Source organism: Paenibacillus sp. FSL R10-2736 (assembly GCF_038000245.1).
GTDB lineage: Bacteria > Bacillota > Bacilli > Paenibacillales > Paenibacillaceae > Paenibacillus_AQ > Paenibacillus_AQ phytohabitans.
The window spans coordinates 6,441,000-6,465,833 of the sequence record NZ_JBBOBN010000001.1 but is presented as its reverse complement, the minus strand read 5'-3'; the positions used below and the strand labels follow the sequence as shown (position 1 = coordinate 6,465,833).

The 24,834-nt window shown below is 56.0% G+C and carries 15 protein-coding genes and 1 riboswitch; of the genes, 13 read left to right on the top strand and 2 right to left on the bottom strand.

From position 1 onward, the window contains the following. Positions 1-15: 15 nt before the first annotated feature. On the bottom strand, positions 16-939 hold the full coding sequence (locus NSQ73_RS27670) for a hypothetical protein (protein WP_076247337.1): 924 nt from the start codon (positions 937-939) through the stop codon (positions 16-18). Further along, positions 932-1,084, bottom strand: a complete 153-nt coding sequence (locus tag NSQ73_RS27665) for a hypothetical protein (RefSeq protein ID WP_171720579.1) — start codon at positions 1,082-1,084, stop codon at positions 932-934. Before NSQ73_RS27665 ends, NSQ73_RS27670 begins: the two co-directional genes overlap by 8 nt. Positions 1,085-1,326: 242 nt before the next feature. Between NSQ73_RS27665 and NSQ73_RS27660 the strand changes: the two genes are divergently transcribed. The 13 genes from NSQ73_RS27660 to NSQ73_RS27600 all read left to right on the top strand — a co-directional run bounded on the left by NSQ73_RS27660 (position 1,327) and on the right by NSQ73_RS27600 (position 24,712). Then, complete coding sequence (locus NSQ73_RS27660; protein WP_340989079.1) at positions 1,327-3,150, top strand: vWA domain-containing protein; 1,824 nt, start codon at positions 1,327-1,329, stop codon at positions 3,148-3,150. Between the two features lie 89 nt (positions 3,151-3,239). Further along, the gene (locus NSQ73_RS27655; RefSeq protein ID WP_076247339.1) at positions 3,240-6,629 is read left to right on the top strand and encodes a tubulin-like doman-containing protein; all 3,390 of its coding nucleotides are present in this window, start codon (positions 3,240-3,242) and stop codon (positions 6,627-6,629) included. Between the two features lie 4 nt (positions 6,630-6,633). After that, complete coding sequence (locus NSQ73_RS27650; protein ID WP_340989077.1) at positions 6,634-9,057, top strand: transcription initiation factor TFIID; 2,424 nt, start codon at positions 6,634-6,636, stop codon at positions 9,055-9,057. A 193-nt stretch (positions 9,058-9,250) separates the two neighbouring features. Beyond that, the gene (locus NSQ73_RS27645) at positions 9,251-10,522 is read left to right on the top strand and encodes a vWA domain-containing protein (RefSeq protein WP_042133858.1); all 1,272 of its coding nucleotides are present in this window, start codon (positions 9,251-9,253) and stop codon (positions 10,520-10,522) included. Between the two features lie 35 nt (positions 10,523-10,557). After that, positions 10,558-11,193, top strand: coding sequence for a beta-mannanase (locus NSQ73_RS27640; RefSeq protein ID WP_340989074.1), 636 nt, complete (start codon positions 10,558-10,560; stop codon positions 11,191-11,193). 635 nt (positions 11,194-11,828) lie between these two features. Further along, complete coding sequence (locus NSQ73_RS27635; RefSeq protein ID WP_076247346.1) at positions 11,829-13,091, top strand: hypothetical protein; 1,263 nt, start codon at positions 11,829-11,831, stop codon at positions 13,089-13,091. Further along, positions 13,088-16,387, top strand: coding sequence for a GAP1-N2 domain-containing protein (locus NSQ73_RS27630; RefSeq protein ID WP_340989072.1), 3,300 nt, complete (start codon positions 13,088-13,090; stop codon positions 16,385-16,387). The genes NSQ73_RS27635 and NSQ73_RS27630 overlap by 4 nt, the downstream gene beginning before the upstream one ends. Beyond that, positions 16,388-16,576: a hypothetical protein gene (locus NSQ73_RS27625; protein WP_340989070.1), complete on the top strand. Its 189-nt coding sequence runs from the start codon at positions 16,388-16,390 to the stop codon at positions 16,574-16,576. Between the two features lie 201 nt (positions 16,577-16,777). After that, positions 16,778-16,966: riboswitch (cobalamin riboswitch) on the top strand. A gap of 192 nt (positions 16,967-17,158) precedes the next feature. Beyond that, the gene (locus NSQ73_RS27620; RefSeq protein WP_340989069.1) at positions 17,159-19,318 is read left to right on the top strand and encodes an S-layer homology domain-containing protein; all 2,160 of its coding nucleotides are present in this window, start codon (positions 17,159-17,161) and stop codon (positions 19,316-19,318) included. A 1,200-nt stretch (positions 19,319-20,518) separates the two neighbouring features. Beyond that, the gene (locus NSQ73_RS27615) at positions 20,519-21,358 is read left to right on the top strand and encodes a DUF4430 domain-containing protein (RefSeq protein ID WP_340989067.1); all 840 of its coding nucleotides are present in this window, start codon (positions 20,519-20,521) and stop codon (positions 21,356-21,358) included. After that, entirely contained in the window at positions 21,355-22,299 is a 945-nt protein-coding gene (locus NSQ73_RS27610) for an energy-coupling factor transporter transmembrane component T (protein ID WP_340989065.1), read from the top strand. The genes NSQ73_RS27615 and NSQ73_RS27610 overlap by 4 nt, the downstream gene beginning before the upstream one ends. Then, a complete protein-coding gene (locus NSQ73_RS27605) occupies positions 22,215-24,053 on the top strand; it encodes an ABC transporter ATP-binding protein (protein WP_340989063.1) in 1,839 nt (612 codons plus the stop codon). Before NSQ73_RS27610 ends, NSQ73_RS27605 begins: the two co-directional genes overlap by 85 nt. Beyond that, positions 24,026-24,712 (top strand): ECF transporter S component, encoded by a 687-nt coding sequence (locus NSQ73_RS27600; protein WP_171720567.1) that lies wholly within the window; start codon positions 24,026-24,028, stop codon positions 24,710-24,712. Before NSQ73_RS27605 ends, NSQ73_RS27600 begins: the two co-directional genes overlap by 28 nt. The last annotated feature ends 122 nt before the right edge of the window (positions 24,713-24,834 follow it).

Genomic DNA, 24,834 nt, shown 5'->3' with positions numbered 1-24,834 from the left:
TGCCAGCTATCATCCTTATACTTCAGGGTCCCACCGGTACTTGAGCTCGCGGATTTCCGCCACCTTGGCATCCAGGCCGTTCCACGGCTCATAGGGGTTCGCAGCAATCAGCCGGGATAAGCGCAGGAAGCGGTCCTTGGGCAGCTCCTGTACATATCTTCCGATCAGCCCGGAATAGAGCAGTGCATAACGCTTCAGGCGTACCGCTGCCCCGGCAACGACAGTCAGAATAGCCAGCCCTTTGTCCATTTCGAGAATCTGCACTTCGTAGTTCTTAACATAGCGGAGGGTGCGGTCTTTAATCAAATCGGGCCGGACCTTGGCGATCTCACCGATATATTCAGCGAGCAGCGGCTCAAAGTCCTTCAGCAGCAGCTGCTCCAGCTCCAGAACCATGTCCTTGCGCAGCTGGAAGCCGTGCAGCAGGGCTACGCGCTGGCGGGAGATCCGGTCTCCGCGCAGCAGAATGGAGATCTCGCGGAGCTTCTCATAAGCGAGGACATCATTCTCGCGGAGGACGGATACTGCCTCCTGGCGGTTAAGCTCCAGATCTTCCTTAATTCTGAGGATGTTCCGGCCCAGCAGCTCATTAAGGGCATACAGATTTTCGTTCTGCCGTACTTTTCGCTGCGTATAGTAGACCAGTCCGGCTATCACGATGCCGCCGGCACCGCTTAGCGCCATCTGCTGCAGGCTTTGGCCGAAATAAACCGAAGCCAGAGTCAGCAGGAGGATGAGCAGCAGCCGGGTATGCATCTTGCGCCCGGCAATGGATACCGCCTGCTTCTCCACGGGAGTAAGCGAGGCGCGGCCGCAGCGGCTGCAGCGTTCCTCGCCCAGGGCGGTGTAACGCCCGCAGCGGCGGCAGATACGGAGCTTCTCATAGGAATAGCGGGGAGCCTTGAACGGCCGGAACGTAACAGGTTTCTTCTTACTCACGGGTAGTGTCGCCTCCGTTCAGTGCAGCAAGGAGCCGCTCGTCTATGTCCTCACGGGTAAGCGGCTTCCGCTGGCGTGAAGCGTATAAGGAGATCTGAATAACGGCATAGAGGAACGTTACTCCGAGTATGACGTATGTAATCATGGAACTCTTCCTTTCTCTCTGGTTACGGTCTTTTAATCAAATATTCAGGAACACGGCGTATACTTAGAATAATCCATCCGCTTCAAGATGGCGATTCTACCAGACGGGAGTGCCGGTCCAGCGGTCACTATGTTGATGTTTACAAGGTTTAATTATATCATAATGGCATACTATTTACAGAATTTAGCTATGCTGCCGGATTTGCCAGATCCGCCGAATTTAACACAAGAGGAGCCCTATTTATGCTTCGTACACACCGTAACCCCAGAACGATCAAGAATAGACTGCAGCGCATTTTTCCTGTATTGCTGCTGATCCTATGCATCGCTGTCCTGCCTTTCGGAGGCGCAGCGGCCAGTGCTGCTTCTGCGGCGCCGTCCCATATTGATGCTGTACTGCTGATTGATGTCAGCAACTCGATGAACAAGAGCGACAAGAACAAAATCGCGAATGAAGCGATGAAGATGTTCATAGATATGCTGTCCACGCAAGGAGACAAGGTAGGGATCGTTGCCTACACCGACAAGGTGCAGCGAGAGAAGGCCCTGCTTGGCATCACCTCTGCCGGGGACAAACAGGATTTGAAGGATTTCATCGACGGGCTGAACCGTGGACCCTACACGGATATAGCGGTCGGAATGGAAGAAGCTGTGAAGGTGCTGGAGAACGGCAGCGATCCTGGCCATGAGCCGATGATCGTGATGCTGGCCGACGGCAACAATGACTTAGATGAAGCCAGCGGCGCTACGCAGGCCCAGTCCGATCAGGAACTGAAGGCCGCTGTAGAAACTGCGAAGCAGAAGGGGTATCCGGTCTATACGATCGGGCTCAATGCGGATGGTAAGCTGAACAAGGATATTCTGTCTAATCTGTCCGATCAGACAGGCGGCAAGGCATTCACAACGGATTCCGCGGATGATCTTCCGCAGATTCTCAGCGAGATTTTTGCCAGCCATCTGAAGCTGAAGGTCGTGCCGGTGCCGTCGATTACGGCGAATGGCGACTATCAGGAAGTGACGGTCAATGTGCCGAACGGCAGTGTACTGGAAGCGAATATTTCAATAATGTCCTCGCAGCCTGTAACCGCGAAGCTGAGTGATCCGTCAGGGAAGGAAGTAGCGATTCCCTCGGATGCTGTGCTGCTGTCCAAGTCTTCTACCTACACGCTGATCAAGTTGCTCTCGCCGGAGCAGGGAGACTGGAAGCTCCAGGTCAAGGGTGTGGCGAAGGACAAAATTGATATCAATCTGGTATTCAACTATGATCTGGAGCTTAAGATCGATGCGCTGCCTTCCCAGTCCTACCGCAAAGGTGACACCGTCGATATCTCCTCGCATCTGTTCAGCAACGGTGCTGAGGTTACAGAGAGCAGCTTGTACCAGGAGATGAAGGCAGTGCTGCTGGCTACGGATGTCGATACGGGCACTGTGGAGGAGATTGCGCTTGACAACTCAGGTGCTGAGTTTAAGGGTGCTTTTGAAATAAAAGACAATCATGCCTATGAACTTAAGGTACGGGCCGAAGAGAGCAGCTTCTACCGCGAGAGCGATGTGCTGACAATCAACGCCAAGACGGGAACGGTGGCTACAAGCCCTCCGGCTACGGGGGCAGGCACTGGTGAAGAACCGGTAACGGATCAGAAGTCCTCGAACACTCTTTACTATATTATAGGCGGGATTGTACTCCTGCTGGCTGCCGCCGCCGCATTCTGGCTGCTGCGCCGCAGATCAAACCGCGGTTTTGTCGGACAGCTGATTGTGGAAGTGCTGGACGGCAATACCGGAGAGAAGACCTATCCGCAGTACAAGAAGCTTGCAGGCTTCCGTGGCAAATTCACATTGCATCAGCTGCTGCAGCTGGCGCCAGAACTGAAGGAGAGCGAGAAGCTGGTCTTCACTCCGGGGAACAATGACCGGCTGATGCTGCGCGGAGGAGAAGGAATCTCTGTGGAGCGGTCAGGGCGTGCCGCCGATACCTCGCGGGGCCTGGAAATGAAGAGCGGTGACCGCGTATCGGTCTCCCTGCAGACGGTAGACAAGACGATATTACTCGAATATTTGATATAACAGCAGACTAAGCGTAAGCTTCCGAAGTGAATTTTGAACCAAGCATGTTCAGGAAGAAGCGCTACGCATAACTTTTAGGAGGATAACCTATGAAACCGGTAGTAAGAGAACATATTCAGCAGCTCGATGTATCGCTTGGCGGAGGAATCGTCAGCGACAAAATAAGAGTGGACACCATAGACAACCCGATTCTGATTATCGGACTTGGCGGCACGGGCATCGATGCCCTGCTGCGCTTGAAATACCAGATTAACCGCCGCTTCAAGCTGCCTGAGGATCCGTTGTCCAAGAAGAAACGGGATAAGCCCGACAATGTGGAATTCCTGGCGTTCGAGACCAATGAACAGGACCGCGGCAAAAAATATAAAGGCATCGGCCTCGACCCGCAGAATGAATTCGTGCTGCTGGCCAATGCCGAGATCGGCGGACTGCTGCAGAACCGCAGCATTCTTGATTCGTACATTACAGACTGGCTGTCGCCGGAGCTGAGCATCACGGACGGTATGAACGGAGCCGCCGGGGTGCGCCAGGCCGGACGCCTGCTGCTGTTCACGAAGATTAATCAGGTCGTGGCTGCGATTGATAAGAAGATCAAGACGCTGTCGGTCGGCACCAGCAAGAAGCTGATGGTTTTCCTGCTTACCGGCTTGTCCGGCGGAACAGGCAGCGGTGCCTTTCTGGATATTGCCTACATTGTCCGGGGGATTATTGAACGCGACTATGGCGCTGCCGGTATCGACCGCGTGAATACGCTGGGTTACCTGTTCACCCCGGATGTGAATCTGGCGAACAAGAGCCTCAGCGAGCATACCCGCGAGTATATCCGCAAGAACGGTTATGCTGCGCTCAAAGAGCTGGATTACTGGATGAATGTGGACAGCCGGGGAGAACGGTTCCGCCAGCAGTACGGCAATATTCTGAGCGTCAATTCGCCGCTGCCGCCGTTCAATCTGTGTCATCTCATCTCAGCGACGAACACGGAAGGCAAGCTGCTGGAGAATGCCTATGATTACTGCATGAATGTAACGGCTGAGAATATCACCAACTTCATGGCCAGCGAGGAAAAAGCCTCCGGCGAGGAATTCGCCATCCATGACTATATCAGCAACATCCGCACCAACATTGCGCAGATGAACAAGACGTATCCTGCGAATTATGAATACAACATTATCGGCGCTTCCTCGGCGGTGCTGCCGATTGAGGAAATGACCACATATCTGGCCTTCCGCCTCTTCGACAAGATGGACAAGATGTTCCATCACGCCCCGGGACAGGAGGATGTGGAGAAGATGGCACGTAAGCTCGGCATTGATCTCGATACGATGATCAAGACCTTCGAGTCCCGTGTGCCGGAGCCGCTGCCCGGCTATCAGAACAGCGAGCGCCTCAGCCATGCCAATGTAGTGAAGAACCAGGTGGTCAGCATGGATACGGAGCTGGAACAGAACTTCCTCGCCCGTGCGCGGGAAGAATACATCAAAGCGAAGAAGCAGCTGCCGGGTGAAATCACCGGACGTTTCGGCGAGGAGCTGGAGCGGATCTTCCTGCATCCGGAGCAGGGGCCGTTCTATGTATCCCGGCTGCTCTACACGGAGAAGGGCTTCTGTATCCTGAAGCTGATCCAGTCGTATATTGAAGCGCTGCGGGAGAGCCTGCTCCGTCTGCCGCGTGATATCGAGACGGCGCAGGACAGTGCAGAGGAGAAGCTGGGCGATGCGCGCAGCGCTTTTGTCTCCAAGGAGAAGAAGAAGAACGCCTATATCGAAGCCAAGATCAATGAATACTGGCTGCATGCCGATGTGGAGCGCACCGAGCAGATGATCCAGTTCTACGAGGATCTGTACGAGCTTCTGAATGAAGAGAACAGCCGGATCTACGGCGTATTCACAGAGATTCTGACGGCGCTCAGCTCAATCTTCGAGAAGAATGGCGACATTCTGATCAATGGCGAAGAGCAGGCTGATCATAAGGGCAACAAAACCTACTATTGGAATATCGTCAATGTGCCGGATATTTCGGCAACCATCTCTAAGGTGATGGACCAGAAGGACGGCGACGATCTGATCCGTGATTTCACGCGCGAAATGCTGAAGCATTCCGGACGCTGGGTCAAAGAGCAGGAGATTGATATCGTCCGTTCGATCTCTGAATTCCTCAGCGACAAGTTCGGTGATCTCATTACCCGTTCAATGGAAGATTTCCTGGTGATGAAATACGGGCGCGAGGAGCCGCTGGATAAGTTCGTTGAGCGGATTATCGCCGGACGTCTGGATGAAGATGCGGTGCCGATTTTCCACCTCAGCAACAGTTCAGGCAGTCTGCACTTCCCGTCTTGGGGCTTCGTATCCGTGCCGGTGAAGGCGCCGGGTATTCTGAAGGGAATCCGCAATTATCAGAACAATGCACTCGGCAAATCGCAGTTCACGATCAAGGAAAGCCAGGTTAAGAACCGGATTTTCTGGCTCAATACACGTAACGGGGTGCCGCTGTTTGTGTATACGCCGCTGCGGGTGTTCGAGGAGAACTATGAACGGACCATCCTGGACAAGGAAGGCATCGGCCGCCATCTGGTGATGACCGACAAGGATAACTGGACCTACCTGCCTTCCCCGATTCCGGAGAAATCATGGGGCGATACCTACGTTAATGCGCGGGTCCGTGATTATAATGCCAGAGTGCGTGCGGATTTCTTACGTGCCCTGGAGGCTGGTGTAATTATCGAGAAAGGCATCGACGAGAATACGAGCAGCCGCTTCTCAGTCATCTTCACGAAGCCGTTTGATCTGGATAAAATGCTAAGCGGCTATGATCTGCAGCTTGGCTCCTCGCGTCCGAATCTGGGCGAAGTGAGAAAAGCCGCTGAAGAGCTCAAAGCGCTGCGCTCGGGCGGCCTGGAACGTGAAGGAATTAAGGACATCTTCGGCAGCATCAACCGTGAACTGGCCCAGGAGAACCTGATCCGCTCACCGCAGCTGATTGCCCGTGTCCGTGAAGAGCTGGCGAAATACGACGTATTGTCGGCCAAGGCAGCGGAACTCGAAGTGCTGGTCCACCAGCATCTGGATGAAGACAAGTGGATCGACCAGTTCATTGAGGCGCTGTACACCGATACCATCACCAAAAAAGGTGCGCTCTATGTCTATGACCGTGACGAGGACGAAGATGCCTGGGAGCCGTTCGCGAACCTGATGAAGGAGCGCAGCTATGTGGAGTATGCCGTCTACCGCCATTTCCGTGCGCTCGATGAGAAAAGCCGCAGTCTCCTGCTGCGCAAGGCGGCACGCCGGGCCGGAGAGATGACGGCCGCGGAGGACGTAACTCCGCTGCTGTATAAGCTGGAAGGGATGTATGTATCCTTCCTGGAGGCGCGCGACAGCCTGGAATATGAGCGGGTAGAGCATGCGAACGGCGATGAAATGTACGGCTTCTACAAGAGCCTGACCGGCAAGCTCGGCAGCATCCGCAGAAAGCTGAAGTAAGCCTATGATCAGAGATCAGGCCTTACAATATTCAGAGCAGTACGCTGCGCAGGAGGAAGCGCAGCATAACAGGGGGGATGGGCGCAGCAGCATCCATTACCCTGCTCTGTTTCTGTTCCTCGGCGACAAGGTGACCCCGGCCATCGGTCCGGTGCTGGAGCGCTGCGAGCGCAAATGGGACAATGCAGGCGGTGTCATGGCGCTGCACGCGGGTTCTCCCAGCGGCAGCGGCAGTACGCAGGAGAAGGATGGAATCAAGGGATGGATCGGCAGCGGTAACAGCAGCGTTCATGAACGCGTGTTGCACATGGCCCTGCCGAACACGGCGGGCCGTGATCCCCGGACGGTCCGGCGGGAGCTGTACCGTGAATTTCATGAGGACAGCCAGTACCTGGCCGGGATGAACCGGACGCTGCGCCAGTTAAGCAACAGCATAGCGGACTACGGACGGCTGTATTCTTCGTTCGATGTCATCCATCTGTCCATCGTTACGCGGGTCGATGATCCGCTTAATGTGCTGCTGCCGGAGGTTGCCCTGCTGGCCCGCGCCATCCTTAGCCAGTCGTTCAAGTCGGTGCAGACCGATCTGTATGCGCTGATCAACGAGCGGGAGCAAGGGGATAACTTTGGCTATTCCAGCTCGGTAGGGCTGGCTTTTCTGCGTGAGCTGGACGGGATGCAGGCGGCGGACTATGCCTTAAGCGCTCCGCTTCTGGTTACGGAGGAAGGACTGTCCATCCCCGTGGGCCATGGTCCCTCCGCGTTGTTCGATCTGGTCTATCTGCTCTCCGACAAGAACGAGCGCGGACTGATGTCCGTTCACGGGATGGACGACAATTATGAGATTATTGCCCATATCAGCCTGCTGAAGAACCGTGTCCGGCCTGCGGCTGATCATGCTTCCGGGCATGGCGGCTACAATAATATGACCTTCAAAAGCGGCATCCGGGGCAGCACGGGCAGACAAGGCTATGCTTCGGCCGGTTTCTCGGCGGTACGCAGGCCCAACCGGCAGATTGCGCTGGCGGTGCTCTACCATGCCCTGCATTACCTGGCTGAGAAGCTGCGTGCCGGCAACAGCCGGAGCCTTAAGGAACGGCAGGCGCTGCTGGGCCTCGGAGCGGATTCCCTGCGTGCCCGCGCGGCGGAACTGCTGCCGGATGATACCGGCCTTGCGGAGATGACCGGGCTGATGAGCCATGGACGCCCGTCCTACTCGGAGCTCAGGGCGCTGTCGCTGCGCGAAGCCGAGGAGCTGCTCTTCGGTGAAGGCGGGCAGGCCTATTTCCGCAGCAACTTTGCGGAGGTGTCCGCAAGAAGGACTGCGGCCATCGACCCTGCCCGGGAGTGGGCCGGCGTTCTGCCCGCCGAGGAGCAGGCAACTCCGCCGGTGACCTTCTACCAGCTCGCAGAATGGACCGCTGAGCTGGCAGAGGGCGGAGGGAGTGTGCTTCATGCCCTGCGCCAGCATATGGGCGGACTGCGTTCGGCACTGCTCTCTGCGCAGGAGGAGCTGGAACGGCTCTATGCGGAGAGTGTAGAACGCCAGCCGTTCCAGCGGGTGCCGCTGCTGGATAAACGGACTGTGCGTAATTTCATTCATTATTTATTCGATACCGTATATGGTAAGAAATATGAGATTCTGCGGCTCGAAAGCGAGCTTGCCCTCTGCCTCCGCTATGATGCGGCGCTTGAGCAGCTGCATGCGGACAGCAGAGCCAAGGTCCTGGCGATGGAAGCGCTGGAGGAGGAGCTGCATAGCCTGGCCCTTGCCAGCATCGGCCGCAGCAAGGACACCGTGGACCAGAACATCATGGAATATTACCGCAGCGTGACAGAAGAGGTCATGAAGGATATCGAGACCCGACGCGGCGGAGATATCTTCTTCAGTGAGCGGTTTATGGGCAGCCTCTCAGAGCTGCTGCGGCGCGGCCGCGATGCCGTGGCTGAGCGGCTGATCGAAATCTGCCGCCGGGAGCTGCTGACGGCAGGGCCCTTCACGCTTCCGTTCGAGGAAGAGCTGCTGCGGCGTGCCAATGTCGCGGCGGCCTATGAGAACCGGGACATTGTCTCCAAGGAGGAGCTGTTCAAGCAGCTCTACCGCAGTCTCGAAGAGGAGGCGGCAATGAATGTCCGCCTGTTTGAATATACACAGGAGCACCGGCATGAGGAGAAATACTTTTTCGGCGACAGTGCTTCCGAATTCCTGCGCTATGCCTTCGGTGCTGACGAGACCACCCGCATCTACCGCTTGGGCTTCGTGCATGAGCAGCGCAGGAGCGGAGTGGAGAAGCTGAATCTGATGGGCGGCTTCCACCTGGAGGATCTGCTCTATTACCGCAACGGCAAGGTATATTATGAGACCTATGCGGGCAACGGCTATGAGCTGCACGGTCTTGCTGAGGAGCAATTGCCGGAGATGAGATGAGGACAATTTTCTCTCATTCTGCTGCGGGAAGTGCAATAGAATGAAATTTCAGATCCTTTTTCCGGGAATCTGTTGTACAGAATGCATCAGAATAGAATTAGCAGCCTATTCACCCTGCAGGTGAAACTTCAGCCCCACAGCGCCGGTTTCAAGCGCATTATTATTAAGGTTTTTCCGGAAAGGATGAATATTAATGCAGCGTAAAATCAATCTCCTCCTGCTCCTCTTCAGTCTGCTGGGCGGCGGTGTGGCTTTTGTGCTTGGAGAGCTGCTACTGGACCGCAGGCCGTATGACCTGCCGCCGATTGTACTGGTTGGGATCTATTTTGCCCTTGTCGCGCTCTGTGTCTCTATAGGCAGCGTGGTTGCCGAGACGATCTCGCCCAAGCTGAATGGCCAGTCCTGGAAGCTACGTTATCTCGGCACGTCATGGAAAATGCTTCCGCTGGCAGTGGTGCTGCTGTTTGGCATAGGTACGCTGACCGAGTTCGTGTATGAACTGAACTTTGGCGGCATCAAGCCGGTCAAGAATGTGATCATGGTCATCGATGATTCCGGCAGCATGCTGGAAAGCGACCCCAATAACAGCCGCTACGAGGCAGCCAGAGCACTGGTGCAGCAGCTGGATGAAGACAACAAGGTGGCCGTGGTCACGTTCAGCCATGAGGCTTCCGTAGTCCAGCCGCTGATCCCGCTCTCGAAGGCGGAGAACCGCCAGAAGGTGTCGGATGTAATCAGCAGCCTGGTGACTACCGAGGGCGGAACGAATATCAGCGGGGCTCTTACAGAAGCGATGAATGTCATCAACGAAGACGGCGCCGACCGCGGAGCGATGGTCATTCTGTTATCCGACGGCTTCAGCCAGTTTGATACTTCAACGGAGCTGACCGCATTTGTTGACCGCGGCATTGCGGTCAATACCATCGGGCTTGCCCTGGATGATCCGTCCGGCTCCAATCTTCTGCAGGATATCGCCAGCGTGACAGGCGGCCAGTATTATGATGTTACAGATGCGAACCGTCTGGGCGAGGTATTCCAGCAGATCTATGACCGTCTGGGTGACCGGACCCTGCTTACCGAGCGCAGTGATAGGGCAGCAGACAGTCCTTATTATGCTGTAGTGCGGATTCTTGCGTTGATCCTGATTGGTACCGCACTGGGTCTCGGGCTTGGCATTATATTCGATAACCGCCATCTGGCCCGCAGCTTCAGCTTCGGAGGCGCATTATCCGGGCTCGCTGCCGGACTGATTCTCGAATTCGGTCTCAACGGGGATACGGTTACAGATCCAATGATCCGCCTGCTGGCACTGCTGGTGCTCGTTGCTATTCTTACATTGTTTACTTATGTAGTACCTGTAGGGGAAGGACGCCTGTCCCGCAAGGGGAGAGCCGCCGGAGCTGCGGCCGCACCTGCGGACGGCTTCCCTCCGCCGCGCCGTAACCGCGGCAGTAAGGGATTCTGAGTCAGATGGTTACCAAATGAAAGGAGCATGTTGCCATGAAGTACGCCGAGGTTGATTCTGGTGCACCGGTTATAGCCGAAGTGGTATCCAGAGTGGAAGACCGCTTCTGCACGCTGCGGTGGCGCTGGCCGGATGGCGTGCAGGCGGTATGTATTCATAAAGCCTCTGCGGAGGCACCGGAGGATGAGGAACATCCGCCTTCCAGCATGAAGCTCTACACACGTGAAGAGTACAAAGCGAATAACGGTTACCGTGACCGGCTGGATGAGATCGGGCTGGTGGCGTATACCATCTATGCCCGGCTGGCCGGGAACGGGGAGACGCTGCTGGTGCGTCAGCGGGACGGTGCCAACAAGACACTGGTCAGCGCAGGCAAAGCGAGAATCTATTATTCCGTCCAGCACAAAAAGGGCCTGTTCAGCAAGCTGAAAACTGTGCAAATGACGATCACCGCTGAAGTGCCTGTACCGAAGGAAGTACTCTGCTACGTGAAGAAGCGGGATGGCCATCCGACCTCCAGGGAGGACGGGGCGCTTTTCCCGTTCGTGCAGGATTTCGCCCCCGGACGAAATCAGCTTCCGCCGATTGAGGTCGGCAAAGACGACTTCATCCGGATCTTTTTCACGGACGGCCGCAAGTACGGTTTATATTACGAGCTGGTGCCGGAGTGACCGGCCGGCAGGGTGTGAGGAATATTAGTTGGAGCGAGAAGCTCAGCCGGGTACGTCCAGATATGGAATAACTGTATTTCATACAGCTAAATTGGCAGATTTCTGCCGTACGGGATGTTTAATTGTATTTTGTACATCTATATCTCGGGGAACCCCTCTAATCATGCTCTCTGCTCTGGTATAGTTGCACGAACTGCAGCTATTCGGACGCAAGCGGGCGGAAACGGTAATATAGCTGTACAAAGTGCAGTTATATGCGCTCCAAGAACCGCGTACAAACGGAATGCCGGGGAAGTGCAATGTGTAAGGCCGGAGAAATTAAGCGAGCGGACCGTCTGCGCTCAGATATAGAAGCAAATTTGTGCGATACCCGTTTTGCGAGCAGCTCGTTCGTTGAGCCGCTGCTGCTGCTGCAAAACTTTAGGCTTATGCTTTCGAAGCCCGTTTTGCGAGCAGCTCGTTCGTTGAGCAACTGCTGCGGCAAAACTTTAGGCTTATGCTTTCGAAGCCAGTTTTGTGAGCCGCTCGTTCGCCTGAGCTGCTGCATCAAAACTTGGAGATTATGCTTTCGTAGCCAGTTTTGTCAGCCGCCCATTTACCTGAGCTGCCGGACAAAACGTTGAGGAGGAAGAGAAATGTCTTTTTTTAGCCGCTTCATGAAGAAGAATCAGCCCCCGGCAAGGCCGCTGTATTATGACATCGTCTGCCCGTACTGCTTCTCCCGCTTTGAGCCGGAGGAAGTGGTGTTCCGGGCCATGCACAGCCGTGAGGATGACGAGAATTATGCGCTGGGCGAAGATGATCTGCTGAATAAGTACCGTGAGCGCTTCGGCCTCGATACGGTAGACGATATGGAAGCGATTCTGAACCCGGCGGATATTCCGGAGGAGTACCATCATTATACGGACCATGTGCTGACCGGAATCACCGACCGCTATGGCGTGCTGACCCGCAGACGGCTCTGCCCGTCCTGCCATAATGAGCTGCCTGTAACTGCCGGCAAGGTGCCGAGCAATATTATCTCGATTATCGGCGCTTCCCAGGTAGGGAAGTCAGTGTATATGACCTCGCTGATCCATACGCTGCAGCATACGACAGCTGGGCATTTTGACGCGGCCTGTATGCCGCTGAATGCCGAGATCAGCCGCAAATTCCGCACCCTGTACGAAGAGCCGCTGTTCGAGCGGGGAGATTTGCTCGCTTCTACCCAGAAGGAGAAGATGCAGGAGCCGTTCATTTTCCAGTTCGTGTTCAAGGATGAATCCAAGCCCCCGCTGACGCTGGTGTTCTTCGATGTTGCCGGTGAAGGGATGGTCGATCAGGACTATCTGGGCTTGCACGGCCAGCATATCAAGAATTCCGCAGGCATTCTGTTCATGGTCGATCCGCTGCAGATCCGCTCCATCCGCGAGAAAATCCGCATCAACTTCGGCGACCGTCCGGGCGAGTGGGTGTCGCAGTACGATGAGCCGCGCGATGTGGTGCTGACGATGTTCGGCGACTTCATCGCTTATCAGGAGAAGAGCAAAACCAATATTCCAACGGCCATTGTACTGGCCAAAAGCGACATGCTGCACTCACTCAAGGATGAGGACGGCGATTACATCAAGTCCAACAGCAACGTGTTCAACAACTATGTGCACCGCAACACGCTGAATCTGGACGAGTTCCACAACATCGACGGTGAAATCCGCCGCTTTATCGAGAAGGTCGACCGTCCGTTTAAGGATACGATGGATGTGTACTTTGCCAATACCGGTTACTTCGCAGTATCTGCGCTGGGCAGCAATCCGGTCAATCAGAAGGTGGAGGGTGTCGTCAGTCCGATCCGTGTGGACGAGCCGTTTATCTGGCTGCTGCACAAGCTGAACTATATTGAGGGGAGCGACGGGCCGTGAACAGATTTTCAGGGTCCATGATCACCCAGCAGATGTATACCCGCGAGCGCCGCGGCGTTTACCGGGCGACAGAGGGATTCGATACGGTAGCGAAATCGGAGAGTCTCGACAATAATTTTGTCAAAAAAATCCTGCATCCCTTCTGCCTCTACGATGCTCCGGCCGAGCTCGCGGCACGCGGTGAGAAGGATGAGGAGCTGTATCCTGACGCGCTGCATCTGTTCCATACGGAGGGCAATGAGACGGTGATTGGCCTCAGCCGCTATCTGGCGGCGGATTTCACGGGGCAGCGGAGCGCTTTTTTTGCCCATAATTTCGTGGTGCCGCCTATCCGCTCTGAGGAGATTGTTGAGGGGTACGGGGAATGGCTGCATGCCGGCTTTGCGCGGAGTTATGAGGGGGAGCCGGGCGGAACACTGCCTGAGCTGGAATCCATTCCAGTCGGGGTCCGTGAAGAGTCTGCAGACCCGCTGACCGTGCTTCGCAGCCTCGGATTCACCGAAGAACTGTTCAAAGCCCTGCTGCAGGCGGTCATGCTGTCCGTAGCCGGCAAGAAGAAGATCTATGTGGCGCTGGATGTGCCGATCAGTGAGTTGTCGCAGCGTGCGGTGGAGCTGACGGAGGTCCTCTATGCTTCAATGCCGCATGACTTCCGCCGCAGGCTGGGAGTGATCACTTATGCCAAAGAGCCGCAGAGCCGCAAATATATTCACCTGAGCTTTGTGGAGAAGGGCTCGCTGCGCCCGGGGGACCGGAGTATTGAGAAGGATTATATTTTTGATCTGGCAGGCGCGCGGATTCTGAATGCCGATTTCGGGGAGTCTCGGCAGACGTATGCAGACCTGGCCTGGAAGACGCTGGGGCAAAAGGGCGGGAGTCTCAGAGATTTCGCCAGATTCGCCGACTCCCTGCTGCTTGGGGAGAGCGTGGACCGCAAGCTGTCGCTGGCACTCTACAATGAGCTGGCTGTCTTTTATGAGATTGAGCAGGGCAATGAAGATTTATATACTGGGAACAAGAACGCTGTGCTCGGCGGTCTGCTGTCCTATCTGAAGCCGGAGGGGGCGCTGGAATCCCGGGTGCGGCTAAATGATATGTTCCTGGAGCGGTTCGACCGTGAGTATGATCTGATCCGCAAAAAAGGGATACCGGCGCCGGAGATTCTGGAGTGGTTCAAGGAGTATTTTGCGCTGCCGGGCCATAATTACCGGGTCAAAATTGTGGATTACTTCATCAACGGAATGCTGAACTGCCAGTCGGCGGGACGTGAGGATGCGCTTGCTGCCGCTTACGGTATTATTGAGGGCAACGATGAGCTTAGTGCGGCCTTCTTCAAAAGAGTGCTGGCCCAGCCTATCTTCCGCAAAGCGCTGCTGGAGCCTTATATGGAATCCCGGCTGGCTGACGCGCCGAAATCGGCGGATATTCTGCGGTTCGTGGCGCATTGGGGCCGTTTCCTTCCGGAGGCGCTTCAGCAGGCTTTCGTGCGCGATACCGTCAAGGAATATCTGCTGGAGAAGCTGCAGCGGGACAATGATCCGGTGGCGGCGGTGGCATCGGTTCATGAGTCGGTGCAGAAGGCCGAGAAAGAACGCCGCAGAGGCGGCGGTGTACATGCTGAAGCGCTGTCACTGCTGCAGGAGCTGGGAACCGTTGCCGACCGCTTCCTGCTGAACCGGATCTCGCTGGACGAGCTGACGATGGAGCAGCTGCTGGAGATTTCCTTCCTGCGCTACCGGGATACGGCGGATTGGCAGCCGCCGCTGGATGCAATCGCTAAGCGTAAAGCGAATGCGCTGCGCGCTGCGTACCGCTGGTTCGGGGAGGAGAAGCCGGACGAGGAGATTTTCGCCGGTCTGTCTCCCCGGGAGCTGGATGATGTACAGCTGCTCGGAGGACGCTGGCTGAAGGAGTCGCGGAGCATCGAGCCGTTCGAACGGCTGCCGCTGGCCTTTTACCACAGCAGTGAACGAGAGGGCGGTCCGCTTGATTACGATGCGCTGCTGGAGCTGGTGGCGCGCAAAGCGGGCAATGATAAGGAAACGGTCTACCGTTTCCTGGCCTGGTCGCAGCATAACCGGCTGTTCACCATCTCGAGCAAGAAGCTGTGGCCGAATTACCGGCGGGCGGTGCTGAAGTATTTCCTGAAGAACGACCGCGAGGCGTTCAAGAACCGCGATTTCCGCAAAAGCTATAGCTCGGCCGCAACGCCCGCCATGCAGAATGTCTACAATGAAGCCCGCTCCCAGCTGGCTTCGCCGCTGGCGCGGTGGGTCAGCCGCAGCCGATTTCAGATCCTGATCTCCGGCAGCGTGCTTGGGATCGTATTGATCATAGCCGTCATCGCCATCAGCTGGCTGCGGCCGGATGCGGATACCGCTGCACCGCAGCCGACTGTAAGCCCGATTCGGGGCGATATCCACAATGCGGATGGGCAAGAGCAAGCCCCGGTCTCTGTGCGGCTTATCGGCAGCGGGGATGAGGGCGCCGGGTCAGGCAGCGGGACCGGAAACGGTGGAACAGAAGGTACCGGGAACGCTGGCGGAGCTGAAGGCGGCGGAACGGAAGGTAGCGGGAATGCTGGCGGGGCTGAAGGCGGCGGAACAGAAGGCAGTGGGAATGCAGGCGGGGCTGAAAGCAGCGGAACAGAAGGCACCGGGAATGCAGGCGGGGCTGAAAGCAGCGGGGAAGCAGGTGTCAAGCTGGTGTTCAGCTTTGCCGCTGCGGCGGAGTGCTCCGACTTCAAGCCGGCGGAGATCATTGTGATGTCCGGTAATAACGTTGCTGACACTTACAAGGTTGCAGCAACTGCGAGCAGTTGCCTGGCCGCCGGAGTTGACGGCGGCGCGAATGGGGATGCAGCCGCTGGAAATAGCGGCGGCTCTGATAAAGCCGAAGCCTCCCCGGCGGCGGGTGCATCGGGCGCCGGAAATGACGGCGGCTCTGATGAGGGAGCCGTCGGGACTGACGGCGGGGCGACCGGAAATGAAGCCGTGGGGACTGACGGCGGCGGAGATGCAGCCGCTGGAAATAGCGGCGGCTCTGATGAAGCCGAAGCCTCCCCGGCGGCGGGCGCATCGGGCGCAGGAACACCTGCGCGCGTATATGAAGTGACGGTGGAGCTGGAGCCGGGCGCAAAGCTGGCCGCGGGTGATGTGATCACCGCCGGAATCTATACGCTGAAGCTACAGGCTAGTCCGGGGAGCATTCTGGGAAGTACCCCAAGCACTACTCCGGAGACTACACCCGGCACCGACCCCACTCCTTCCGCCAGCCCGGACACGGATGCGGAATGATTGAGTGAGAGCCTGAATTGGGCGAAGCCGGATGTAAGAGAAGTCCGGCATTTCATCAACGGTGCTTCCGCGAAAGCTGGCAGAGAGGTCATTGTACTTTGTACACTCAACGTTTATTCCCATTCTGTTGTACATAATACAATCAACCAGCTGCCGGCTCTTGCCGGAAGCGGAAGCATCACTATTTAAGTCCTGAACAGCACGATATGCCGGGAGAATGCGGCGAGTGTTGTTCAGGATTTTTTGTGCGGAAGGGGCCGGTTGTGCCTATAATTGAAACAGCTTGTCTATAGACATACAGGGGAATAGTAGATATGATTGTTTGTGAATATTCAAATTTAATAAGCTTTGGAAAAAGGTGCGGATTTCCGTAGAAACAGGCGCAGTCATGCAACAGATACCCATGCCGGTTCTACGATTGTAATCTGCTTAAAAGGGAAGTCCGGTGCAAGTCCGGTGCGGTCCCGCCACTGTAAATGCGGAGCGACTCCTGAGAAGCCACTGTCTGATAATAGGATGGGAAGGCGGGGGAAGCAATGAAGCTTAAGCCAGGAGACCTGCCTTTTTCGTTGTTGTTTCTATTCTTCGGGGGTAAGAATGCGGAACAGGTGCAAATATAAGCAGTGGCTGTGTGAGGGAAACTTCATATCAGCTGCATGTATTGTATCCTTCCCCGGCCGCCCTGTACAGGGCGGTCTTTATGTTGCACCCGCATCAGCGGAGGACGCAGGATTCATCTATACCATTCTATTCACAGAAAGAGGTCAAGCAATGAAAAACAATTTATCATCCAAGTTTATCCGGCTGGGTCTGATCGTTGTCATGATGTTCGCGGTTCTGGGAGCGGCTGTAGCTCCGGCGGGACAGGCTTTTGCAGAGACGGCTGCGAGCACTGGGAATAACGCGGCATCTCTACCTTCAGGCACAGCAGTTAGCGTAGCTGAGGCAGTCTATGCCACTTCGGAGTTTGTGCTGAAGGCCGGAGTCCAGTCCGACTGGCAGGCCATCGGCCTAGCGCAGGCGGGCTATAAGGTTCCGGATAGTTATTTAAAGGCGCTTGAGAGTAAAGTAGCCGCAGCCAAGGGTGTCTACGCCAGAGCTACGGACTATGCGCGGATTACGCTTGCGGTTAGGGCGCTTGGCGGGAATCCGGCGGATGTTGCCGGATACAATCTGATTGAGAAGCTCTACAATAACGATAAAATTACCGGCCAGACGCTGAACAACGCAGCCTATGTACTGCTGGCGCTTGATTCCGGAACTTATACAATTCCTGACAATGCGAAATGGACACCGGCGAAACTGCTGGCCGAGATCCTGGCCAAACAGAACACTGACGGAGGCTTCACCCTGACTACGGGGGCTAGTGATCCGGACATGACGGCGATGGTGCTTACTGTGCTGGCAGGACATAAGGATGATCCGGCAGCCAATACCGCGGGACAGCGGGCGGCAGCCTGGCTGGCGACCGCACAGGACAAGAACGGCGGCTATGGTGACAGCAGCGAGAGTGTCGCTCAAGCCATTATTGGTCTGTCCGCCTTTGGCATTGACCCGGCAGGAGCGGAGTATACCGTAGGCAATGTAAACCTAGTCAGTAAGCTTCTTAGCTATAGGGCAGCAGATGGCGGGTTCGCTCATACAGCGGGCGGAAGCTACAATCAGCTCTCGACAGAGCAGGCACTGGAAGCATTGGTAGCTTACAAGCTTTTCAGCACAGGCAGCAAGCTCTATGATCTTAGCAATTCACCTGTGAAGAGTCCTCAGGTTAGTGTGTCCGTTGCCATTGAGAGCCCTAACGGAACCCTGGCAGAAGGCACTGTATATGCGGGAAATGTACTTCAAGCACTGGAGAAGGCAGCGGCGGCGAAAAAGGTGGCCCTGGTCAATGAAGCTGGCAATTACGTGACGGGAATCGGCGGCGTAACTGCGGGTGCTTTTGGCGGCTATGACGGATGGATGTATGTTGTAGCCCGCGGTGGAGCGTGGATCTATCCAAGTGTAGGCATGGGTGATTTCCTTCTTGCGGAGAATGACCGCGTGCTTGTCTATTATGGCGGGGATAACACACAGGTGGTAGAGTCCGTGGCGGTCTCCCCTGCACAGCCGCAGCCTGGACAAGATATTACTGTAAAAGTAACTCAAAAGCAGTGGGTATGGAATGAAGCGACCTTCACTTCCGACCCGGTATCCTCGCCAGCCGCAGGGGTTCAGGTATCCATCGGCGGTAAAACTGCTGTTACGGATGCTGCGGGTTCAGCTGTTGTTGCCGGCGGCCTGCCAGCGAATAAATATACGATTACCGTTACCGGATATCTCAAAGACAGCACACCTGCGGTAGTCCGCTATTCGCAGCCGCTGACCGTGGCTTCTGCTGCGGCTGACCGTGCTGCTTTTACCGATGTGAAGTCAATCTCGCCTTGGGCGCTGGAGTCAGTGTACACGGCCTATGACCGCAAGCTGATGGGCGGGGTCAGTGAGAGCAGCCTCGTGTTTGCACCGAAGCAGAATATTACCCGCGCTGAATTTGCGGCACTACTGCTGAGATTGACCGGCAACGAGCCGTCTGCGGCATCGTCAGCCCAGAGTTTCAGTGATGTTAAGGCGGATGCGTGGTATTATGGAGCAGTGAACAAGGCGAAGGAACTGGGAATTGTCAGCGGAGTAACAGGCACTGCCTTCAAACCGGACGGCCCCGTTACCCGCCAGGATATGGCTGTAATGATCGTGAGAGCCTTGAACCTGGACGAGGCTTCGGCAGCAGCCGGAACCGGGAAATTCACCGATGAAGACCAGATCAGCGCCTACGCATTAACGGCGGTACGTACTGTAACCGGACTTGGAATTATGAGCGGTACCGGCGGCGAATTCGCTCCTGCCACAGCTGTAACCAGAGAAATGGCCGCAGCTGTAGCGGTCAGATTGCCTTAGGAAGGATATGAGTCAAGGAAGAAGAGCCTTGATGAAGAAAAGATCCTAGATAAGCTAAACCTTAAATATGAATATATAACTTAGTCTTCACCGCAGTGAAATTTGAATAGTAGGGCTGCTGGGGCAAGAATCTCACGATTTCAACCCGCGTTTGGGGTGGGAATCCGAATGCTTGTTGAAAATCCTGCACATAATACAACATTTTCACCAGGATATCGCCTATATTCGAAAAATGTTGTACAAAAGGCAGCATTTCTCTTCTAACAAGCGGTGTAGCGGGAAGATTGTTGTATTTTATACAACAATCCTTCCGAATGCCTAAGGATTAAGGGAGTTAAGTTGTATTTTCTGCAAGATTTTGCATGGAGCAGCCTAATAAAGCGATAGTGCGGGGTGCTGGTGGGATATATAAGTGGAAAAATGTCACTTAATTCCCGGTAAATCTCCCGATATGGCGGCGTAGTTGGAAAAACAACACTTAATCTCGCATGAATTAGCGAATGACCGGCTAGGGGCAGAATTAAGTGTCATTAATCCAACTAGGATCGGCATTAAAGACTGCATAGGATAAATAAGTGTCATAAATCCAATTGCTGTTCCGGCGGAGGGATGTTTTGCGGAGTTTCGCTCGGGAAGGCATGCTTTCCCGGATTGAGCAGATGATTTAAAATGCTACTGATGCTACTGATGCTACTGATGCTACTGATGCTACTGATGCTGCTGCTGATGTTACTGATGCTACTGATGTTACTGATGCTACTGCTAGTGGGGCTAGAGCTGATGAAGCTGATGGAGCTATTGCTAGTGGGGCTAGAGCTGATGAAGCTACCGTTAGTGGGCTAGAACCAATGAAGCCAATGAAGCCAATGAAGCTAATGAAGCTAATGAATCTACTGCTAGTGAAGTTAGAGCTAATGAAGCTAATGATGCTATTACTAGTGGGGCTAGAGCTAATGAAGCTAGAGCTAATGAAACTGAGAGTATGGTGCCAGCCAGTATTTTAAGCGGCTGATTTTAGCCGATAGAGAAGCTCCTTCGGGTTGCGGGGCTGGATGCTCAGCGGCCAAGGGGCTGGCTGATGGTGCTTTGCTCAGGATTAGTTTGTATAAGTCACACTAAGAAATCATAAGGTGTTTGGACGGAACGGGGAACAGGCTGACTGCCCCCGTTCTTTTCCCTTTTGTGGAGGTGCTTGAGGTAATGTTCAGTCTATTGAAATCAGGAAGGGCGAGGCTCTATCCGCTGCTCCTGCTCCTGGTCGTCCTGCTGCTCTCCGGCTGCTCCAAGGCGCAGCCGGATTCCGCAGGCGGCGGGCCTGTGCCGCCCGCCAGTTCCCAGGCCGCGCAGACGCCGCGGCCTGAGGGCACTGCCATACCCTCCGCCACGGCGGACGGCATGGCAGCTTCCAGCTCCGGCGCAGCGCCAGCCGGAGCCGCCCCCGGCGTAACGGAGCAAGCTCCCGTTACGCAAGCCCCGGCAGCCACCGGCAGTCCCGCCGCGCCAGCATCGGCGGCCACGGGCAGTCCCGCCGCGCCAGTCCCGGCGGCCACCGGCAATTCCGCCGCGCCAGCCCCGGCGGCCACCAGCAAGTCTGCCGCGCCAGCCCCGGCGGCCACCGGCAGTCCCGCCGCGCCAGCATCGGCGGCCACCGCCAAGCCAGCCGCGCCAGCTCCGGCCGCCACCGCCGCACCGGTGAATACGGTGACTCTCTCCATTACTGGAGATGAGGAGCACGGCGTTATTCTGGCTCCGGCGGCTTATGAAATAGAGAAGAATGAGACTGCGCTGGAGCTGCTGGGGCGGATTACCCGCCAGCACAAGATCCAGATGGAATATCAGGGCAGCAAAACCTTTGCCTATGTGGAAGGTATAGATAATCTGTACGAATATGATCACGGGGCAGAGAGCGGCTGGATGTATAAGGTGAACGGAGAGTTTCCGTCCAAGGCTTCCGGCAGCTGGGTTATGAAGCCCGGAGATACGGTAGAGTGGCTGTATACGCTTGATCTTGGCAAGGATATCGGGGCAGCGTCGCCATGAACAGCGGCTTCCGGTCCACGCATCCTGCCGTAGCCCTGCTGTATTATGCCGGGCTGCTGCTGTTCGCCCTGCTGGGGCTTCATCCGTTGTTTCTGGTTACGGAAATAGCAGGTCTGCTGGCATTGCTGCTGCTGCAGGGCCAGGGGAAAGCGCTGCTGCGCGGTCTGCCTTTTATGCTCCTGATGGGCGGCTCAGTCGCAGTGTTGAATCCGCTGTTCTCGCACAGGGGAGCGCATATTCTCTTCTACTGGCTGGACCAGCCGATTACGCTGGAGGCTGTGCTGTACGGACTTATAATGATGACCGTACTGCTGACAATCTTCATCTGGTTCATTTCATACAATTACACGGTAACGACAGATAAATTCATGTACCTGTTCGCTGCCGCTGCGCCAAGAACGGCATTACTTACGCTGATGGCGCTCCGGTTCGTCCCCTTATTCCAGCGGCGGCTGCGCCAGATTACCCTGATCCAGCGCCTGCGCGGGGTAGATGTCCGCACAGGAAGCCTGCGCAAGCGGATGCAAGACGGCATGACGCTGCTGAAGGTGCTGCTCACCTGGTCGCTGGAGGAAGCGCTGCAGACCGGAGATTCCATGACGGCCCGCGGCTATGGGGTTGCCAAACGCAGCACGTACAGTATATACAAGCCGGATCGGCAGGATAAGCTGATTCTGCTGGTACTGACGCTCAGCGGTATGATTGCATTGTTCTTTTGGCTGCAGGGCTACGGTACGCTGGAGATTTATCCCCGGATGAAGAGTATGGATTTCGGCTGGCAGGATGCCGTGATGTACGGCAGCTTCTGCTTGTTCGTCCTGCTCCCTGCAGGTCTGGAAGGAAAGGAGAAATGGTTATGGAGATCCTCAAAGCGGAACAAGTATCCTTCCGCTATCCTGAAGAAGACAGGGACTCGCTCCATGAGCTCTCGTTCACAATAGAAGAAGGCGAATTCGTAGTGCTCTGCGGTCCGTCAGGCGGCGGCAAAACGACACTGCTGCGCCATCTGAAACGCGAGCTTGCTCCGGTAGGCATGTTCAGCGGAAGCCTGACATATAAAGGGCAGCTCCTGCCAGAGCTTCCCGCAGCCGTTGCCGCCGGGGAGATCGGCATGGTCTTCCAGAATCCGGATGCGCAAATCGTGATGGATACCGTCTGGCATGAGCTTGCGTTCTCCATGGAGAATCTGGGGATACCGCCTGCGGTGATGCGGACCCGGCTGGCTGAGATCTGCGCATTATTCGGGCTGGAGCCGCTGCTCTACCAATCCGTGCATGAGCTGTCCGGCGGGCAAAAGCAGCTGCTCAATCTGGCCTCGGTGCTGCTGCTTCAACCCAAGGTGCTGCTGCTGGATGAACCGACCTCACAGCTTGACCCTGTAGCTGCCCGGGAATTCATTATGGCGCTGCAGCGGCTGAACGAGGAAATGTCAGTGACGGTAATCATCAGCGAACACCGGCTGGAGGAGGTGCTGCCGCTCGCCGACCGTGTGCTGATGCTGGAGGGCGGCAGGCTGGTGGCAGATGCGAGCCCGCGCGCTTTCGTTCAGCAAGCCGGCAGCGCATCACTCGCTTCGCGTCAGGCTTATCTTCCGGCAGCTTCACGGTTATATCTGGCGCTGTCAACGGAAGCGCGAACAGCCGCGCCGGAGAATATTCCGCTGACCGTACGCGAGGGCAAACGCTGGCTGCATTCCAGGGCGGCGGGAGCTTCTGTTGTGACAGAAGCAGGAGTATGCGCTACTGTCATTCGTGATCATCCGGCCGCTAATCCCGGCGCTGGATTACCTGCTGCGCTCTCCCATGAAGCCTCTGCTACAGCTCCGTGTATTGTCACACCCGGCAATACAGCCGCTGAGCCCGTTACTTATCCGGCTGGAGCCTCCGGCCCGCCCGGGCAGGATTCACCCGTGAACCTTCCTGCACCATCCGCAGAAATTCTGCTCAGCTGCCGGGAGGTTACTTTCCGCTACGACAAGGAAGGCCGGGAGGTGCTGAGGAAGCTCTCGCTAACGCTGAGGCGGGGAGAGCTTCTGGCTGTTATGGGCGGGAACGGTGCCGGGAAGTCGACCCTGCTGCATGTACTGGGCGGCCTGATGAAGCCGCAGCGCGGCAAGGCCGAGCTGTCCAAGGGGAGTACAACCGGGCTTCTGGCCCAGAATCCGCTGCTCTATTTCAGCTATGATACTGTGGCTGAGGAGCTGCAGCATATGGCGCAGTATGCCGGGGCATCCCTGGAAGAAGCCGGGCGGGAAATAGATGCCCTGCTGGAAGTCTTCCGGCTCCGCGGGGTGCTGCAGAGCCATCCGCATGATCTTAGCGGCGGCCAGCAGCAGCAGACCGCACTTGCCATGATGATGCTGCTGAAGCCGGATATCCTGCTGCTGGATGAGCCGACTAAGGGGCTCGACCCGGCAGCCAAGGACAGGCTGGCTGCTCTGCTCCAGCAACTGCGCAGGCAGGGGGCCAGTATTCTGATCGTAACGCATGATGTGGAGTTTGCCGCTAAATATGCTTCCCGCTGTGCGCTGCTGTTTGACGGCAGCATAACTGCGGAAGGGGCGCCGGCAGAGTTCTTCAGCAGTAATTATTTCTATACTACGGCAGTCAACCGTATGGTCCGGGACATACTGCCGCAGGCATTGACAATAGAGGATGTGATTCGAACATGGTCCGGTTCCGCGCCCCCCTGCTGATTGCCCTGGGATTATTCGTGGCTGGCCTCGCGCTAACAGCGGCGCTGAAAGACCGTCATTATGTGCTGCTCAGCCTGGTGCTGCTATTGGCTGCGCTGCTGCCGCTGTTTCTCCGTCTGGAGCGCCGCCAGCTGGCATCCCGTGAACTGGTGCTGCTGGCCGTATTATCTGCTATTGCTGCGGTCAGCCGGATTCCTTTTGCCGCATTGCCGGGGGTCAAGCCCGTGTCTGCCGTTGTCATTCTGTCGGCTTATGTCTTTGGGGCAGAGGCGGGGTTCGTCATCGGTGCAGTGGCGGCGCTGGTCTCGAATATCTACTTCGGTCAGGGTCCCTGGACACCATGGCAGATGTTCGCCTGGGGGATGACCGGACTTACGGCAGGCTGGCTGCGGAATACCTGGTGGATGAAGAAACGGCCCGGGCTGCTGATCTTCGGTTTTATCTGGGGATTCCTGTTCGGCTGGATTATGAATCTCTGGGTTATTCTCAGTCTCCCGGATGCGTTCAGCTGGGGGCTTGTGGCAGCGACCTATGGAGCCAGCTTTTATTTTGACCTGGCCCATGCTTTATCCAATGTTTTTTTCCTGGCTATTCTGGCCGGCGGTTGGACCAAAGTGCTGAAGAGATTCCGCAAGAAGTACGGACTGCTTCAAGAGTGAAAAGCTGTTTATAGGTCTTTGTTCATATGAATCGATAATATTTTTCTTTTTTCGACATTTTTTTCAGCGTATTATCAACATTTTGGCCTAATTCTCCGATAAATACAGTTACAGCAAGATAT

Coding starts and splice junctions, on each gene's coding strand:
- NSQ73_RS27665 (WP_171720579.1), bottom strand. CDS start 1,084: ATGATTACATACGTCATACTCGGAGTAACGTTCCTCTATGCCGTTATT.
- NSQ73_RS27610 (WP_340989065.1), top strand. CDS start 21,355: ATGAACAGCGGCTTCCGGTCCACGCATCCTGCCGTAGCCCTGCTGTAT.
- NSQ73_RS27635 (WP_076247346.1), top strand. CDS start 11,829: ATGTCTTTTTTTAGCCGCTTCATGAAGAAGAATCAGCCCCCGGCAAGG.
- NSQ73_RS27660 (WP_340989079.1), top strand. CDS start 1,327: ATGCTTCGTACACACCGTAACCCCAGAACGATCAAGAATAGACTGCAG.
- NSQ73_RS27600 (WP_171720567.1), top strand. CDS start 24,026: ATGGTCCGGTTCCGCGCCCCCCTGCTGATTGCCCTGGGATTATTCGTG.
- NSQ73_RS27615 (WP_340989067.1), top strand. CDS start 20,519: ATGTTCAGTCTATTGAAATCAGGAAGGGCGAGGCTCTATCCGCTGCTC.
- NSQ73_RS27645 (WP_042133858.1), top strand. CDS start 9,251: ATGCAGCGTAAAATCAATCTCCTCCTGCTCCTCTTCAGTCTGCTGGGC.
- NSQ73_RS27640 (WP_340989074.1), top strand. CDS start 10,558: ATGAAGTACGCCGAGGTTGATTCTGGTGCACCGGTTATAGCCGAAGTG.
- NSQ73_RS27605 (WP_340989063.1), top strand. CDS start 22,215: ATGGAGATCCTCAAAGCGGAACAAGTATCCTTCCGCTATCCTGAAGAA.
- NSQ73_RS27620 (WP_340989069.1), top strand. CDS start 17,159: ATGAAAAACAATTTATCATCCAAGTTTATCCGGCTGGGTCTGATCGTT.
- NSQ73_RS27650 (WP_340989077.1), top strand. CDS start 6,634: ATGATCAGAGATCAGGCCTTACAATATTCAGAGCAGTACGCTGCGCAG.
- NSQ73_RS27655 (WP_076247339.1), top strand. CDS start 3,240: ATGAAACCGGTAGTAAGAGAACATATTCAGCAGCTCGATGTATCGCTT.